Below are 14,336 nucleotides of genomic sequence, written 5' to 3'. Positions count from 1 at the left end.
GGACCTCGGCGGTGAGCGGCGGGCCGAGCGCGGCGCTCGTACCGCCGACCGTGCCGAGGAGCACGACGTACACGGCCGCGATGGCCCGCGTCCGCGAGCGGAGACCGGGGACCCAGCGCTGCGTGGCCTGAACGAGCGGGAAGATGAGGTACGCGAAGAACACCGAGAACGCGAGCAGCAGGAGTGCCTGCCGGAGGGCGTAGAGGAGCGCCAGGCCCGCGCCGATGGCCGCCAGTGTCCAGGCCGCGCGTGCGACGCGGGGCTCGAAGCCGAGCCATCGATCCCGGTGTCTGGGACGACGCGTGTCGCGCGAGTCGCGATCCGCCACCGCCCTATTCTGGACGATTCCGGCCGCTGAGCAAAGCCGATGGACACCCCGGTTCGACTTGCGCCTCCGGCGCTCTCGCTGCTCGTTCGGTCGCTTGACACGCCGGCGGCGACGATCGAGGATGCCCACCGAGGGAGGAACCCCCATGAGCACCGACAAGGTCGACACGATCCGGTCGTCCAGCAGCGGCGTGATCGGGCGGGCTCACAGCGTGGCGCGGGGCCAGCGCTTGGCGCTCGACTCGTCGACGCGGCCCCAGCCGGACGCCCTGACGAACAGCGAGGCCTTCCTCGCCGGCGTCTCGTCCTGTGGCGTCACGCTGATCGAGGGGCACGCGCAGGAGACCGGCATCCCGCTCAAGCGCATCGACGTCACGATCGAGGGCGTGCGCGCGGCGGCCGACCCGACGCGCTTCGCCCGGATGACGATGACCTTCGAGCTCACGGGCGTGAGCGCCCAGCAGGGCGCCGAGCTCGTCGAGACCTATCGCGGCCGCTGACCGCTCTACCGCACGGTCGCGGGCGCGACCGACGTGAAGGTCCAGGTGGTGACGCGTGGCTGATGCCGCCGGCGTCCTGGCCCAGCTCTGGGGGTGGGGCGGCGAGGACCCCACCGCGCTCGAGCACGTGGAGCTGACGGGCGGGGATCCAATCCTGCCGGGCAACTTCAAGGTCGCGACCGCCGCGATGGCGACGATCGCGGCCACCGGCCTCGTCGCCGCCGAGCTGTGGCGCCTCCGCACCGGCCGGCGCCAGCGCGTCACTGTGGACGCGCGCGCGGCGGCCGCCGCCTTCCGCAGCGAGCGCTACCTCCGCGTGGACGGCGAGAAGCCGCCGGACGCGTGGCATCCGGTCGCCGGCTACCACCGGGCCGGCGACGGGCGCTTCATCCTGCTCCACGCCAACTTCCCGCACCTCCGCGCGGGGATCCTCCGCGTCCTCGGCTGCGCTGAGACCCGCGAGGCGGTGGCCGAGGCGGTCAGCGCCTGGAAGGCGGCGGAGCTCGAGGACACGCTCGCGGCGGCCGGCCTCTGCGCCACGCTCGCGCGCGCGCCAGAGGAATGGCGCCGGCATCCGCAGGGCGAGGCCGTCGCGGGACTGCCGCTCTTCGAGATCGTCAGGATCGGCGACGCGCCGCCCGAAGCGGCGGGGCGCGGCGATCGGCCGCTCGGCGGCGTGCGCGTGGTGGACATGACGCGCGTCATCGCGGGACCCGTGTGCGGGCGCACGCTCGCCGCCCACGGCGCCGACGTCCTGCTCGTCACCGCCGAGCACCTCGCGACCATCGGCGTCCACGTCATGGACGGGGGGCTCGGCAAGCGCTCGGCGCGCCTGGACCTCAGACGCGCGGCCGACGCCGCGCGGCTGCGCGCGCTGCTCCGCGAGGCCGACGTCCTCTGCCAGTCGTATCGCCCCGGCGCCCTCGCGGCGCGCGGGTTCTCCGCCGAGGAGGTGGTGCGGCTGCGCCCGGGTCTCGTCTACGTCACGCTCAGCGCGTACGGCCACGTCGGGCCCTGGCGGGAGCGGCGCGGGTTCGACAGCCTCGTGCAGTCGGCGAGCGGCATCGCCCATGAAGGCGGCGTCGCCGCGGGCCTGGACCGGCCGAAGCCCCTGCCCGCGCAGGCGCTCGACCACGCGACCGGCTACCTCGCGGCCTTCGGCGCGATGGTCGCGCTCGCGCGGCGCGCGCGCGAGGGCGGGAGCTACCTCGTGCGCGTGTCGCTCGCTCAGACCGGCCGCTGGCTCGACGGGCTCGGCCGGGTGGACGGCCAGGGCGTCCCCGATCCGACCGTGGACGACGTGGAGGCGTATCTCGAGACCACGCCGTCGCCGTTCGGCCTGCTGAGGCACGTCGCGCCCCCGGCGAAGCTCGCCGAGACTCCCGCCCGCTGGAGCCGTCCGCCGGTCCCGCTCGGCACCGACGCGCCCGAGTGGTAGCGGCTCACTCGGTCCAGTAGTTCCACTCGAGGCGGTGCACGCGGTGCTCCCTGAAGTACACCTCGACGGTGTCCGGGTAGCCGTCCGAGTAGAGATAGAGGTAGCGTCCCTCCGTCAGCTCCTGCGGCTCGCCGAGCGTCTCCTCGACGTGCCGCCGCGTCGCCCCGACGGAGAGCCCGTGGGGCAGGGAATACGCGGGCGTCGTGATCTCCACGCGTCGGAGCGCCGCCCCGGCCGAGACGCCGATGCGCGCGCCCGGATACGCGAGCTCGCGGATCGTCTGGACGGCGTCGGGCCGGAGGAGTCCCGGCACGGCGCGCTCGCGCACCGCCAGCGGCGCCCCGAGCGCCCGCTCCACCTCGGCGCGCGTCCTCCCGAAGAGCGCCCGCGGCGCGTCGATGAGGTCGTCCACGCGCGTGATGACGGTGGGGCCGATCGCTTCCGCGCCGCCGGCGACTCCGGCGAGGGCCGCCACGGCGACGAGCCGCGCCAGCGCACGCGTGGCCTGAGGTAGGATGCTTGCATGAACACGCGGGGCCATTTCGCGCGAGCGTACTACAGCCGGGGGGTCCGCCGTGGAGTTTGAGGCGATCGTCGGCTCGGACCGCGCCGTCTGGGAGATCCGGACCGCCGGGCCGGGCCCCGCCGGGCGCCTGCCGCTGACGGCGGAGATGCTGCTGGAGCGGCCGAGCGGGGACATCTTTGGCCTCACGCAGAACGCCGGCATGGGCTGGGACCCGCGCGAGCTCGGCCGCCCGCAGTTCCTGCTGCTCTCGACGCTCGGCGGGATCCGCGCGCCGGACGGCCGGCCGATCGCCCTCGGCTACCACACGGGCCACTGGGAGATCGGGCTCCTCCTGCAGGCGGCGGCCGAGGAGCTCGCCGCGCTCGGCTGCCTGCCGTTCGCCGGGTTCTGCTCGGACCCGTGCGACGGGCGCACGCAAGGGACGATCGGGATGATGGACAGCCTCGCGTACCGGAACGACGCCGCGCAGATCTTCCGCCGGCTCATCCGGTCGCTGCCGACGCGCAAGGGCGTGCTCGGCGTCGCGACCTGCGACAAGGGCCTGCCGGCCATGATGATGGCGCTCGCGGCGATGCGCGACCTGCCGTGCGTGCTGGTACCCGGCGGCGTCACGCTCCCGCCGGAGCAGGGCGAGGACGCGGGCAAGGTGCAGTCGATCGGCGCGCGGTTCGCCCACGGCGAGCTCACGCTCGACCAGGCCGCCGAGCTCGGCTGCCGCGCCTGCGGCTCGCCGGGCGGCGGCTGCCAGTTCCTCGGCACGGCGGCGACCTCGCAGGTGATCGGCGAGGCCCTCGGCCTGACGCTGCCCCACAGCGCCCTGGCGCCGTCCGGCCAGCCGATCTGGATCGACATGGCGCGGCGCTCGGCGCGCGCCCTCGTGGCCCTCGAGGCGCGCGGCCTCACCACGCGCGCGATCGTCACGGACGCCGCGGTGCGGAACGCGATGGTCGTGCACGCCGCGTTCGGCGGCTCGACGAACCTGCTCCTGCACGTGCCGGCGATCGCCCACGCGGCGGGCCTCCGGCGCCCGGGCGTGGACGACTGGATCGCCGTCAACCGGCGCGTCCCGCGTATCGTGGACGTCCTGCCGAACGGCCCGGTGGGCCATCCAACGGTGCGCGTGTTCCTCGCCGGCGGCGTCCCCGAGGTCATGCGCCATCTCCGGCGCCTCGGGCTGCTCGACGAGGACTGCGTGACGGTCGCGGGGGAGCGGCTCGGCCGGCTCCTCGACTGGTGGGAGGGCTCGGAGCGGCGGGCGGCGCTGCGCGAGCGGCTCCGCCGCGACGGCGTGGACCCCGACGACGTCGTCATGGACCCCGAGCGGGCGCGGCGCCGCGGCCTCACGAGCACGGTGACCTTCCCGCGCGGGAACCTCGCCCCCGAGGGCGCGGTGATCAAGAGCACGGCCATCGATCCCGCCGTCGTGGACGCCGACGGCATCTACCGCAAGGTCGGCCCCGCGCGCGTCTTCGTGCGCGAGCGCGCGGCGATCGCGGCGATCAAGAGCCAGGGGCCGGAGCGCCTCAAGCCCGGCGACGTCCTCGTCCTCGCGTGCCGCGGGCCGCTGGGGGCGGGGATGGAGGAGATCTACCAGATCACCGCCGCGCTCAAGCACCTGTCGTGGGGCAAGCACGTCGCGGTGCTCACCGACGCGCGCTTCTCCGGCGTGTCCACGGGAGCCTGCATCGGCCACGTCGGGCCCGAGGCGCTCGCCGGCGGGCCGATCGGCAAGGTGCTCGACGGCGACCTCGTCCAGATCGTGATCGACACGAAGCGCCTCGAGGGGAGCGTGGACCTCGTGGGGCACGGCGAGACGCGCTTCGGGCCCGCGGAGGGCGCGCGGGTGCTCGCCGCCCGGCCGCCGCGTCCGGACCTCGGCCCCGATCCCGACCTGCCGGACGATACGCGGCTCTGGGCGGCGCTCCAGCAGGCCGGCGGCGGCACCTGGGGCGGGTGTGTGTACGACGTGGACGCGATCCTTGATAGGATGCGGGGCCGGGAGGTGCGCTCATGACTGGTCGACTCGCGACGCTGGCCGTGATTGTCGGAATCGTGCTCGCGCTGGTGCCCGGCGCCGCGCGGACGCAGGAGGACGTCGGAAGCCTCGCCATCACCGGGTCCGTCGACGGGGCGGAGATCTTCGTCGGGGACCAGCGGATCGGCACGCTCCGCGCCGGCTACGCGCTCGTCGCGGACAACGTGCCCTCGGGCCCGCAGCGGGTGACCGCGCGCCGGTCCGGATACCGGGACTGGGAGCGCACCATCCAGGTGATCGCGAACCAGCGGACCAGCGTGACGGTCGACATGGAGACCGTGCGCGTCGACCAGCCGCCGCCCTATGTCGGCGGCCGCGGCCGCGTCCTGTTCGAGGACGACTTCATCCGCGGCCAGCGCCGGGCGTGGGTGGGCTCCGACAAGATCTGCGCCGCGCGGTACGAGGACTCGGGTTACTGGGTCAAGTCCAACAACGGCGACGGCACCTGCGAGCCGCGGCTCACCTACGCCGGCCAGTTCGAGGACGCCGTGCGCGTGGAGCTGACGGTCCGGCTCCGCGGCGGCCCCCAGAACCACCTCTTAGGGATCAAGTTCGGCCGCGCCTCGAACGACAACAACGACCTCTACGCGGTCTTCGGGATCAGCGCCAACGGCAGCTACCGGCTCACGCAGTGGCACCAGGGCAAGTGGAACCAGATCATCGACTGGACCAAGGACGCGGTCGTGCGCACGGGCTACGGCGCCACCAACCACCTGGCCGTCGAGATCGCGGGCCGGAAGATCCGCTGCTACATCAACGACAAGTTCGTCGGCACCGGCACCGCCTTCGGCGACGTGCGCGGCTATCTCGGGCTCTACCTGAACGAGAAGGACATGGAGGCGGACTTCACCAACCTCAGGGTCCTCGAGCTCCAGCGCTGACGCGCCGCTGCGCCTGGGTCGGCGGGGACGCCGCGATGGTCCGCTACCACGACCGGGAGTGGGGCGTGCCGCGGCACGACGACCGCCGGCTCTTCGAGTTCCTGGTGCTCGAGGGCGCCCAGGCCGGCCTCGCGTGGTCCACGATCCTCCGCAAGCGCGCGACGTACCGCCGCGCCTTCGACCGCTTCGATCCCCGGAAGGTCGCGCGCTACGGCGCTGCGGACGTGCGGCGCCTGCTGGGCGACGCGGGCATCGTCAGGAACCGCGCGAAGATCGTCGCCGCGATCGCGAACGCGCGGGCGTTCCTCGACGTGCGCCGCGAGCATGGGAGCTTCGACGCCTACGTGTGGCGGTTCGTCGGGGGCGCGCCCATCCAGAACGCGTGGCGCTCGCGACGCCGGGTGCCCGCCGAGACGGCCACGGCGCGCGCGCTGAGCCGGGACCTCCGGGCGCGCGGCTTCGGATTCGTCGGCCCGACGATCTGCTACGCTTTCATGCAGGCCGTGGGGCTGGTCAACGACCACACGACCGACTGCTTCCGATGGCGCGCGGTCGCGCGGCTCGGACGCTGAGCGCGGGAGGAACGCCGATGGCGGGAGGGCGACGGGTCAGGGTCGCGAGCGTGGGCGACGTCGAGCCGGGCGAGGGCCGGGTCGTCGAGGCGGACGGCAGGACACTCGCCCTCTTCAACGTGGACGGCAGATTCTACGCGATCGACAACGCGTGCGCCCACCGCGGCGGCCCGCTGGGCGAGGGGGACCTCGAGGGCAGGGTCGTCACGTGCCCCTGGCACGCGTGGCGCTGGGACGTCACGACCGGCGCCAACGTCAACAACCCCGCGGTCGGTGTGGCCTGCGTTCCCGTCGTCGTCGAGAACGGCGCGGTCTTCGTCGAGTTTTAGGGAACCGCGGCGGGCGCCGGGAGGTTACAATGCCGGCTACGCTCCGGACCGTGGGCAACGCTCCAGCGTTCAAGGGGAGGTGACTCCATGCAGCGTTCGACCCTGATGTTCGTGCTCGTCGCGCTCGTGCTGCTCGGCTTCGTCGGTCAGGCGCTGGCCTTCCAGTGCCCGAAGCTGGTGGCCCAGATCAACACCGCCACCGCGACCCGTTACGACGCCACCGCCGCGTCCGCCAAGGATGCCGCGGCCCAGGCCATGGAGCTCCACAAGGCCGGCAAGCACGCCGACGCCGAGAAGGTCGCGAAGGATGCTCTGGAGAAGCTGAAGTAGCCCGGACTCCTGCCGCCGCGGCGCTCGGACGCTCCGGGCGCCGCGTTTCTTGACACCCGCCCCGCCCACTCCTAGCATGCTTGCCGTGGACGCCGTCCTGTCCGCGCCACCGCTGGTGATCGGCGTGGCGCTCGCCGCGGGCGTCGGCCTTCTCGTCGTCGGGTGGCGCGTCTACCAGCGCTGTCCTCACTGCGGCCACCTCGTCCGTCGTGTCGCCCAGGGCTGGCGGCGCTGCGGCGCGTGCGGGCGGCAGTACCGGAAAGGGCTTCGCGTGCGATGAGAGCGCTGCTGCGGTTCCTCGGCCTCGCCGCCGCGGCCGATTCGGTCGCGCGGAGCCTCGCGTCGCCGTCGGGCACGCCGACCACGCTCGGCTCCGGCATCCGGCTGAAAGGGGAGATCCAGGGCGAGGGCGCGCTGACGATCCTGGGCCAGTTCGAGGGCGACATCGTGCTGGACGGCGCGCTGCACGTCGGGCCCGAGGCGCGCGTCGACGCCAACATCAGCGCGCGGACCATCGTGATCGGGGGCGCGGTCCGTGGCAACCTCTCCGCCGACGCGAGCGTGGACATCCTGCCGACCGGCTCGCTCACGGGCACCGTCAAGAGCGGCAGCTTCGCCGCCGCCGACGGCGCGACCGTGAAGGGTGAGATCTGGATCGACCGGCCCGCCGCGCCCGAGCGCCCGCCGGCGTGATCGCGCTCTCGCGCCGCACGCTCGTCGCGGGCGCCGCCGGCATCGTCGTGGTGCTGGCACTCGGCGCGCTCGGCTGGGTCTGGGTCCGGACCGAGCAGAGCCGCGCGCGCGCGGAGTACGCGGGCGCGCTGGGACGCGTGCGGCTGGCGCAGGCGCCGCAGGCCAAGCCCGAGGACCGCGCCGCGGCCGTGCGCGCGCTCGAGGCGATGCTCGCGCGCCATCCGTCGTCCGACGCGGCGGGCCAGGCCGCCCACCAGCTCGCCGCCCTCCGCTTCGACGCGGGGGAGTACGCCGCCGCGCGCGCCGCGTACACGATCGCCGCCGCCCGCGCGTCGTCGGCGACCCTCAGGACGCTCGCTCAGGCCGGGATCGGCTACACATGGGAGTCCGAGCGCGACTACGCCAAGGCCGTCGACGCCTACGGGACAGCGCTCGGGCGGCTCAACCCGCCGGACTTCTACTACGAGACGCTCCTGATGGATCTCGGGCGGAGCCAGGAGCTCGCCGGCAAGAAGGCCGAGGCGATCGCGACGTACCGGCGGCTGCTCAAGGAGCTCCCGCAGGCCCGGCGCGCGCAGGACGTGCGAGCCCGCCTGACGAGCCTCGGCGCGAGCTGAGGTCGATCCCCGAATGGACGGCGGTGCGAAGCCCTGGTAAGAGTGAAGCTGTGGACGCCAAGGCGAGGGCGATGAGCTACCGGGAAGAGCCGCTGGGTCTCGAGGCGGCGGTCGCGCTGCAGTTCCTCGACCGGCATCCGGGCGAGTGGTACTGCACCGACTGCTGGGCGGAAGCCGTCGACGGCGAGGCGCGCGTCCTGTACCGCATGGCGGTGCTGATGGCGACCGACGAAGCCGGAGCGGCCGGCTATCGCGCGAAGGTCGACGGCCCGTGCAAGATCTGCGACACCAAGGGATCGAAGACGGCCGGCCTCAAAGCCTTCAGATCGGTCCAGAGCCTCGGTAAGACCGTCAGCGCCTGAGCGGCGACGGGCGCGCCTGCCGCTCCGCGCTTCCGAAGACCTCAGGTAAAACCCTCGACGCGGCCCACGGACGCATTGAGGATTTACCTCACCACGCCGGGCAGGGATAGAAGCCGGAGGATGATGATGCACGGGCGGCGGCGGCGCTTAGCTTCCGATAAGAGGTATTATGTTAAGTCTTGCGGCCCGGCGTCCGGCGCGGCGCTCGACCGGGGGCGGGCGGCTAGCCCGGGATGTGGGCCTCTTCGGGGAGCTCGGCCCACGTGGGCTTCCACGGCGGGACGGCGAGCCCGAACTTCTCGCAGAGCTCCTTCACTTCCCGGGCGAAGGCCTGGCGGACCTCGTCGTTGTCGCGGAGCTTGAGCCGGTAGCGCCGGTAGACCTCGTTCTTCGGCGAGCCCGGCCGCCCGAAGATGTTCATCGTGCGGATGTACCACTTCTGGAACGTCGCCTGGGCCTCGGCGTGGGTCGCCGGGTCCCCGGCGAGCTTCTGGACCCAGTGCTCGCCGTGGCGGATGTGGAACTTCTCCTCCTTGAAGATGCCGTCGATGGCGCGCACCCAGGGGCCGTAGGAGCAGCGGCGGACGTCCTCGAGCTGGTGCCCCGCCCCGCGGTCCATGCAGAAGTTGAAGAAGATGAAGTCGGGCCAGGTGTCGATCGGGTAGTAGAAAATATTGACGCGCTTGTCGGTCGTGATCCGCCGCGTCCCGATGTCGGCGTCGGCGGCGATCCGCATGGTGAAGATCTCGTCGTGCTGCCGGACGTGCGCCTCGACGTCGAACCCGAGGTCGGCGAGGAGCCCGTACATGACCGTCGCGTGGCGGAGCTCGTCCTTCACGATCTGGGCGACGACGTGCTTCTCCTCGACGGTCGGCGCCTTCGTGATCCAGGGCACGTAGCCGTAGCCGCCCGCGAGCTCGGAGTCGGCCTGCATGGTCATCAGGTGGACGAGGTTCTCGCGGTACTCGGCGGTCATCTCCTGGGCGGACTCGAGCCGGACGCCGCTCTCGATCTTCGCCAGCATCTCCCGCGCCGGGTCGCTCATGGCGTGAGGCCTCCCGGTCCCAGCATACCCTACTCGCGCCGCTCGACGACGCGGACGGCCTTGCCCTCCGAGCGCGGCAGGGTCCGCGGGGCCACGATCGTGAGCCGCACCGAAAGCCCGATCGCCCGCTGCAGGCGCTCGGCCGCGCGCGCCCGCAGGGCGACGATCTCGGGGTGCTCGGCGTGGAAGCCCCCGCAGCGCGCGACGACGGCCGGCGCCGGCTCGACCTCCACCTCGAGCGTCGCGAGCGTGGCCCTGCGGTCCACGATCAGCCGGTACTCGGGGGCGAGGTCGGCGACCTCCAGGAGGGCGCGCTCGACCTCGGACGGGTACAGGTTCACGCCCTTCACCACCAGCATGTCGTCCGAGCGTCCCTTGACGCGCGCCATCCGGACGGACGTGCGCCCGCAGCGGCAGGGCTCGTCGACGAGCGTCGTGATGTCGCCCGTCCGGTAGCGGACGAGCGGCATCGCGCGCTTGGTGAGGGTCGTGAGCACGAGCTCCCCTTCCCGGCCGGGCGGCAGCGCCTCGCCGCTCGCGGAATCGACGACCTCGGGAAGGAAATGGTCGTCCTGGACGTGGAGGCCCGCCTGCGCCTCGCACTCGCCCGCCACGCCCGGCCCGATGATCTCGGAGAGCCCGTAGATGTCGAACGCCGGGCAGCCGAGGGCCTGCTCGAGGGCGACCCGGACCCCCTCGCTCCACGGCTCGGCGCCGAACATGCCGTACCGCAGGCCGAGCGCCCGCGGATCGCCCCCCTCGGCGACGAGGCTCTCGGCGATGTGCAGGACGAAGGACGGCGTGCCGCAGAGGCCCGCCGGCCGGAAGTCCTGCAGGAGTAGCAGGTGGCGCGCGGTGTTGCCGGAGGAGACGGGGACCACCGTCATCCCGATCCGCTCCGCGCCGTCGTGGAAGCCGAGCCCCCCCGTGAAGAGCCCGTAGCCGAACGCGACGTGGAGCATGTCGCCACGCCGCGCCCCCGCCGCGGTCATGCACCGGGCCATCACCTCGCGCCAGACCTCGAGGTCGCCGGCCGTGTAGCCGACCACCGTCAGCTTGCCCTTGGTGCCTGAGGAGCCGTGGATCCGCGCGACCTCGGCGGCGGGCACCGCGAAGAGGCCGAAGGGGTACTGCTCGCGCAGGTCGTTCTTGCCGACGAACGGCAGGCGGGCGAGGTCCGCGAGCGTCTTGACGGTCGCCCCGCCGAGCCGCGCGCGCTGGAACGGCACGCGCTCGACCGCCCACCGGAGCGTCTCTTGGAGGCGCGCGAGCTGGAGCCGCTCGCGCGCCTCGCGCGGGAGCGTCTCCGCCTCGCGGTTCCAGATCACGCCGGCGGCCGGCGCGGCGGCTCCGGGAACTGCTGGTCCACCGCGCGGTGCTGGCGGAGCCCGACCGATTCGCGTTGGATCACGAGGGCGAGGCGCGCGTGGAGGGCCCGCGCGCGGGCGTCGTCGTACTCGCCGAGCAGGCGCGCGCGGTCGTGGCGGGGCTCGCCCGGCGCCTCGCCGCGAGCCGCGCGGCCGCCGAGCGCCGCCGCCTTCTCCCGGGCGATCTCGGCCCGGATCCGCTCGTGCGTCTCCTTGGTGCGGTTCATCACGCGCCGCGCTCCCGCCGCCGGTCGGCGGCCGCCGCGTAGACGTCGAGGGTCCGGGCGATCTGCAAGCGCACGTCGAACTCGCGCACCGCGACCTCGCGGGCGCGGGCGCCCATGCTCCGGCGCCGCGCGGGATCGAGGAGGAGGCCGATGGCGGCCTCGGCGAGGGCCGCCGGGTCGCTCTTGGTGAGGACGCCGGTCTCCCCGTCGCGCACGACCTCGTCGCAGCCGGGCGCGCTCACGGCGACCGCCGGCACGCCGCAGGCCGCGGCCTCCGCGAGGACGAGGCCCTGCGTCTCCGTCTCCGAGGCGAAGAGGAACACGTCGGCGGCCTGGTAGTAGAGCGGGAGCGTCGCGTGCGGGCGGGCGCCGAGGAAGCGGATCCGGTCGGCCCCGGGCAGGGCGCCGGCGAGGCGTCCGAGGCGCTCGGCCTCGGTCCCCCGCCCCACGAGGGCGAGCCGCGCCGCCGGCAGCGTGGACGCCACGCGCTCGAAGGCGAGGAGGACGCGGTCCACGCTCTTCTCCCGGTCGAGGCGCCCGACGTAGAGGAGCAGCGGATCCTCCGCGGGCAGGCCGAGGCCGGCGCGCGCCGCCGCGCGCTCGCCCGGCCGGAAGTGGCTTGGGTCCACGCCCGTCGGCACGACCGCGATCGGCGCGGCGACGCCCCGCGCCTGGAGCTCGTCGCGGATGACGGCCGAGGGCGCGATCACGGCGTCGGCGCTCGCGGCGAAGCGGCGGCTCAGCGCGAGCGCCAGGGCCTCGACCAGCGGGCGGCGGAGCGGGACGTAGTGCGCGTACTTTTCGTATCGCGTGTGGTAGGTGAACACGAGCGGTCGGCGCGCGCGACGCGCCAGCCGCCGGGCGGCCGGGCCGAGGAGGAACGGATGGTGGGCGTGGAAGACGTCGAAGTCGAGCGCCGCGACCCGGCGCGCGATCCGGCGCGAGTACGGGACGGCGAGCGCGAACTCGGGGTACGTCATGGCCGGGATCGAGGGGTAGCGGACGACGCGCGGTCGGCTCTCGGGCGCGCCCGCGAACCGGGGCCCGAAGACCCACGCCTCGTGGCCCGCGGCCTCGAGCCCCGCGCGCAGCGTCTCGACCGATACCGTGACGCCGCCGCAGAACGGGAGATAGTTGTTCGTGAAGAGCGCGACGCGCACCGGGCTGCCCGCTAGGCCTTGTTGAACTTCTCGAAGTCCTCCGGCTTGATGTTCTGCAGCCACTCGCGCAGCTGCTCGGGGTCGTCCGCCTTGGCGGGCTCGGTGGGTTCCTTCGTCACCTCGAGGCTCTTGGCCTTGCGCACCACCTCTTCGTCCACGTAGATCGGCGCGGCGACGCGCAGCGCGAGCGCGATCGCGTCCGACGGCCGCGAGTCCACCGTGTACTCGGTCTCGCCCACCTGCAGGTGGATGACCGCGAAGAAGGTGTTCTCCTTGAGGTCCGTGACGACGACCTTCAGGACGCGAGCGTCGATCGCCTCGAGGATGTTCTTGATGAGGTCGTGCGTCATCGGCCGCGGGGGCGCGACCTTCTCGAGCTCCAGTGCGATCGCGTTCGCCTCGAAGATCCCGACCCAGATCTGGAGCGAGCGCTTGTCCTCCTCGTCGCGCAGGATGATGATCGGCATGTTCGAGACCGCATCGAGCGCCAGCCCGCGGACCTTCATTTCGACAAACATGCGGCCTCCTCCGGTCGCTGGGCGAGCTCGCCGCGCAGGCTGTGCGGCATCGCCTCGGTGACCCGGATCCACGCCGGGTCGCCGACCGAGACGCGCCCCCGCCCGTCGAAGTTGACGACCCGGTTGCACCGGGTGCGCCCCGTGAGCTCCCCCGTGTTCTTCCTCGACGTCCCGTCCACCAGCACCTCGAGCGCGCGCCCGGCGAGGCGGCGGCTCCGCTCCGCGGTCACGCGGTTCACGACCTCGAGCAGCCGCGCGTTGCGGGCGGCCTTGACCTCGTCGGGGACCTGCTCGGGCATGACCGCCGCCGGCGTCCCCGGCCGGCGCGAGTACCGGAAGACGAACGCGTTGTCGTAGCCGACGCGCTCGACCATCTCGAGCGTCCGCTCGAAGTCCGCCTCGGTCTCGCCCGGGAAGCCGACGATCAGGTCGGTCGAGAACGCCATCTCCGGCACGGCGTCGCGGATCGCGTCCACGAGTGCCAGGTACCGCGCCCGCGTGTAGCCGCGGTTCATGCGCTCGAGCACCGTGTCCGAGCCCGACTGGAGCGGCAGGTGGAACCACTCGCACACCTTCGGCACGTCGCGCAGCGCGCGGATGAGCCGGGGCGTGAGGTTGTAGGGGTTGGAGGTGGTGAAGCGGATGCGGGCGATGCCCTCGACGTCGTTGACGCGGGCGAACAGCTCGGCGAGGTCGGTCGGCGGCGCGAGGTCGCGCCCGTACGCGTTGACCGTCTGGCCGAGCAGCGTCACCTCGCGGCAGCCCTCGGCGACGAGGCTCCGGATCTCCGCGAGGATCGCGTCGGGCGGATGACTGCGCTCGCGCCCGCGCGTGCGCGGGACGACGCAGAAGGTGCAGTGCTTCTCGCAGCCTTCCATGACGGTGACGAAGGCGCGGAGGCGCGAGGCCGCCGGCGGTCGCGCCGTGATCTTCACGAGTGGCCCCTCACCCGTCTCGAGGACCGGGCGCCGTTCGCGCCGCGCCCGCTCCACGAGCTCGGCGACGCGCGCGATCGCGGGCGAGCCGAAGACGAGGTCCACGACGGGCGCGCGACGCTGGATCGCCTCGCGGTGGAGCTGGGCCATGCAGCCCATGACGCCGATGACGAGCCCCGGCTTCTGCGTCTTGAGCGCGCGCAGCTCGCCGAGCTTCGAGAAGACCTTCTCCTCGGCCTTCTCGCGGATCGCGCAGGTGTTGACGATGATCAGGTCGGCCTCGCGCTCGTCGGCCACGAGCTCGTAGCACTCGCCGCGGAGCAGCCCGGCGACGCGCTCCGAGTCGTACTCGTTCATCTGGCAGCCGTAGGTGATGAGGTGGAGTTTGGGCATGAGGTGTCCAGGAAATCCACGGTTTGCGCTGAAGCTGACCGTAGCACTCGCTTCCGGGGAAGTCAATTCGCGCGGCCGGCG

19 protein-coding genes are annotated in these 14,336 nt (G+C 73.2%); 11 read left to right on the top strand and 8 right to left on the bottom strand.

Features of this window, described 5'->3' with window-relative positions:
- A partial coding sequence (locus tag VKG64_16060) for a hypothetical protein (GenBank protein HKB26552.1) occupies positions 1 to 328 on the bottom strand: 328 nt, incomplete at its 3' end.
- A gap of 145 nt (positions 329 to 473) precedes the next feature.
- On the opposite strand from VKG64_16060, the gene VKG64_16055 reads away from it, so the two are divergent.
- Both VKG64_16055 and VKG64_16050 read left to right on the top strand, forming a co-directional pair.
- Positions 474 to 827, top strand: coding sequence for an OsmC family protein (locus VKG64_16055; GenBank protein ID HKB26551.1), 354 nt, complete (start codon positions 474 to 476; stop codon positions 825 to 827).
- A gap of 55 nt (positions 828 to 882) precedes the next feature.
- Positions 883 to 2,265 carry a CoA transferase gene (locus VKG64_16050; GenBank protein HKB26550.1) on the top strand — a complete coding sequence of 461 codons (1,383 nt, stop codon included), beginning with the start codon at positions 883 to 885 and terminating at the stop codon, positions 2,263 to 2,265.
- A 4-nt stretch (positions 2,266 to 2,269) separates the two neighbouring features.
- Here VKG64_16050 and VKG64_16045 read toward each other — a convergent pair whose 3' ends face one another.
- Positions 2,270 to 2,740, bottom strand: a complete 471-nt coding sequence (locus VKG64_16045) for a hypothetical protein (protein HKB26549.1) — start codon at positions 2,738 to 2,740, stop codon at positions 2,270 to 2,272.
- Between the two features lie 100 nt (positions 2,741 to 2,840).
- Between VKG64_16045 and VKG64_16040 the strand changes: the two genes are divergently transcribed.
- The 9 genes from VKG64_16040 (at position 2,841) to VKG64_16000 (ending at position 8,610) form a co-directional block, all read left to right on the top strand.
- The gene (locus VKG64_16040; protein ID HKB26548.1) at positions 2,841 to 4,805 is read left to right on the top strand and encodes a YjhG/YagF family D-xylonate dehydratase; all 1,965 of its coding nucleotides are present in this window, start codon (positions 2,841 to 2,843) and stop codon (positions 4,803 to 4,805) included.
- A complete protein-coding gene (locus VKG64_16035) occupies positions 4,802 to 5,707 on the top strand; it encodes a carboxypeptidase-like regulatory domain-containing protein (protein HKB26547.1) in 906 nt (301 codons plus the stop codon). The genes VKG64_16040 and VKG64_16035 overlap by 4 nt, the downstream gene beginning before the upstream one ends.
- Positions 5,704 to 6,279 (top strand): DNA-3-methyladenine glycosylase I, encoded by a 576-nt coding sequence (locus VKG64_16030; GenBank protein HKB26546.1) that lies wholly within the window; start codon positions 5,704 to 5,706, stop codon positions 6,277 to 6,279. The genes VKG64_16035 and VKG64_16030 overlap by 4 nt, the downstream gene beginning before the upstream one ends.
- A 17-nt stretch (positions 6,280 to 6,296) precedes the next feature.
- Entirely contained in the window at positions 6,297 to 6,608 is a 312-nt protein-coding gene (locus VKG64_16025) for a Rieske 2Fe-2S domain-containing protein (GenBank protein HKB26545.1), read from the top strand.
- Positions 6,609 to 6,695: 87 nt separating this feature from the next.
- Positions 6,696 to 6,938, top strand: coding sequence for a hypothetical protein (locus VKG64_16020; GenBank protein ID HKB26544.1), 243 nt, complete (start codon positions 6,696 to 6,698; stop codon positions 6,936 to 6,938).
- 76 nt (positions 6,939 to 7,014) lie between these two features.
- Positions 7,015 to 7,218: a hypothetical protein gene (locus VKG64_16015; GenBank protein ID HKB26543.1), complete on the top strand. Its 204-nt coding sequence runs from the start codon at positions 7,015 to 7,017 to the stop codon at positions 7,216 to 7,218.
- Entirely contained in the window at positions 7,215 to 7,631 is a 417-nt protein-coding gene (locus tag VKG64_16010) for a polymer-forming cytoskeletal protein (GenBank protein HKB26542.1), read from the top strand. The genes VKG64_16015 and VKG64_16010 overlap by 4 nt, the downstream gene beginning before the upstream one ends.
- Complete coding sequence (locus VKG64_16005) at positions 7,628 to 8,248, top strand: tetratricopeptide repeat protein (protein ID HKB26541.1); 621 nt, start codon at positions 7,628 to 7,630, stop codon at positions 8,246 to 8,248. Before VKG64_16010 ends, VKG64_16005 begins: the two co-directional genes overlap by 4 nt.
- 50 nt (positions 8,249 to 8,298) lie before the next feature.
- The gene (locus VKG64_16000) at positions 8,299 to 8,610 is read left to right on the top strand and encodes a hypothetical protein (GenBank protein HKB26540.1); all 312 of its coding nucleotides are present in this window, start codon (positions 8,299 to 8,301) and stop codon (positions 8,608 to 8,610) included.
- A 223-nt stretch (positions 8,611 to 8,833) separates the two neighbouring features.
- Here VKG64_16000 and VKG64_15995 read toward each other — a convergent pair whose 3' ends face one another.
- From VKG64_15995 to miaB, 6 genes are read right to left on the bottom strand one after another with little or no spacing between them, the layout of a single operon-like run.
- Positions 8,834 to 9,655 (bottom strand): Phenylacetic acid catabolic protein, encoded by an 822-nt coding sequence (locus tag VKG64_15995; GenBank protein ID HKB26539.1) that lies wholly within the window; start codon positions 9,653 to 9,655, stop codon positions 8,834 to 8,836.
- Positions 9,656 to 9,684: 29 nt separating this feature from the next.
- Entirely contained in the window at positions 9,685 to 10,983 is a 1,299-nt protein-coding gene (locus VKG64_15990) for a phenylacetate--CoA ligase (GenBank protein ID HKB26538.1), read from the bottom strand.
- A complete protein-coding gene (locus tag VKG64_15985) occupies positions 10,980 to 11,252 on the bottom strand; it encodes a hypothetical protein (GenBank protein HKB26537.1) in 273 nt (90 codons plus the stop codon). Before VKG64_15985 ends, VKG64_15990 begins: the two co-directional genes overlap by 4 nt.
- Positions 11,249 to 12,409, bottom strand: a complete 1,161-nt coding sequence (locus VKG64_15980; protein ID HKB26536.1) for a glycosyltransferase — start codon at positions 12,407 to 12,409, stop codon at positions 11,249 to 11,251. Before VKG64_15980 ends, VKG64_15985 begins: the two co-directional genes overlap by 4 nt.
- Positions 12,410 to 12,420: 11 nt before the next feature.
- Complete coding sequence (locus VKG64_15975; GenBank protein ID HKB26535.1) at positions 12,421 to 12,927, bottom strand: bifunctional nuclease family protein; 507 nt, start codon at positions 12,925 to 12,927, stop codon at positions 12,421 to 12,423.
- On the bottom strand, positions 12,912 to 14,255 hold the full coding sequence (gene miaB, locus VKG64_15970) for a tRNA (N6-isopentenyl adenosine(37)-C2)-methylthiotransferase MiaB (GenBank protein ID HKB26534.1): 1,344 nt from the start codon (positions 14,253 to 14,255) through the stop codon (positions 12,912 to 12,914). Before miaB ends, VKG64_15975 begins: the two co-directional genes overlap by 16 nt.
- Positions 14,256 to 14,336: the final 81 nt, after the last annotated feature.

Source organism: Candidatus Methylomirabilota bacterium, assembly GCA_035260325.1.
In the GTDB taxonomy this organism is placed as follows: domain Bacteria; phylum Methylomirabilota; class Methylomirabilia; order Rokubacteriales; family CSP1-6; genus AR19.
Note: the sequence above shows the minus strand (reverse complement) of the source record. Positions and strands in the feature narration are given on the sequence as shown.

Bases quoted from the DNA above. Each gene is read 5' to 3' on its own strand.
- VKG64_16055 (HKB26551.1), top strand. From the start codon at position 474: ATGAGCACCGACAAGGTCGACACGATCCGGTCGTCCAGCAGCGGCGTG.
- VKG64_16035 (HKB26547.1), top strand. From the start codon at position 4,802: ATGACTGGTCGACTCGCGACGCTGGCCGTGATTGTCGGAATCGTGCTC.
- VKG64_16025 (HKB26545.1), top strand. From the start codon at position 6,297: ATGGCGGGAGGGCGACGGGTCAGGGTCGCGAGCGTGGGCGACGTCGAG.
- VKG64_16020 (HKB26544.1), top strand. From the start codon at position 6,696: ATGCAGCGTTCGACCCTGATGTTCGTGCTCGTCGCGCTCGTGCTGCTC.
- VKG64_16015 (HKB26543.1), top strand. From the start codon at position 7,015: ATGCTTGCCGTGGACGCCGTCCTGTCCGCGCCACCGCTGGTGATCGGC.
- VKG64_16010 (HKB26542.1), top strand. From the start codon at position 7,215: ATGAGAGCGCTGCTGCGGTTCCTCGGCCTCGCCGCCGCGGCCGATTCG.
- VKG64_15995 (HKB26539.1), bottom strand. From the start codon at position 9,655: ATGAGCGACCCGGCGCGGGAGATGCTGGCGAAGATCGAGAGCGGCGTC.
- VKG64_15975 (HKB26535.1), bottom strand. From the start codon at position 12,927: ATGTTTGTCGAAATGAAGGTCCGCGGGCTGGCGCTCGATGCGGTCTCG.
- miaB (HKB26534.1), bottom strand. From the start codon at position 14,255: ATGCCCAAACTCCACCTCATCACCTACGGCTGCCAGATGAACGAGTAC.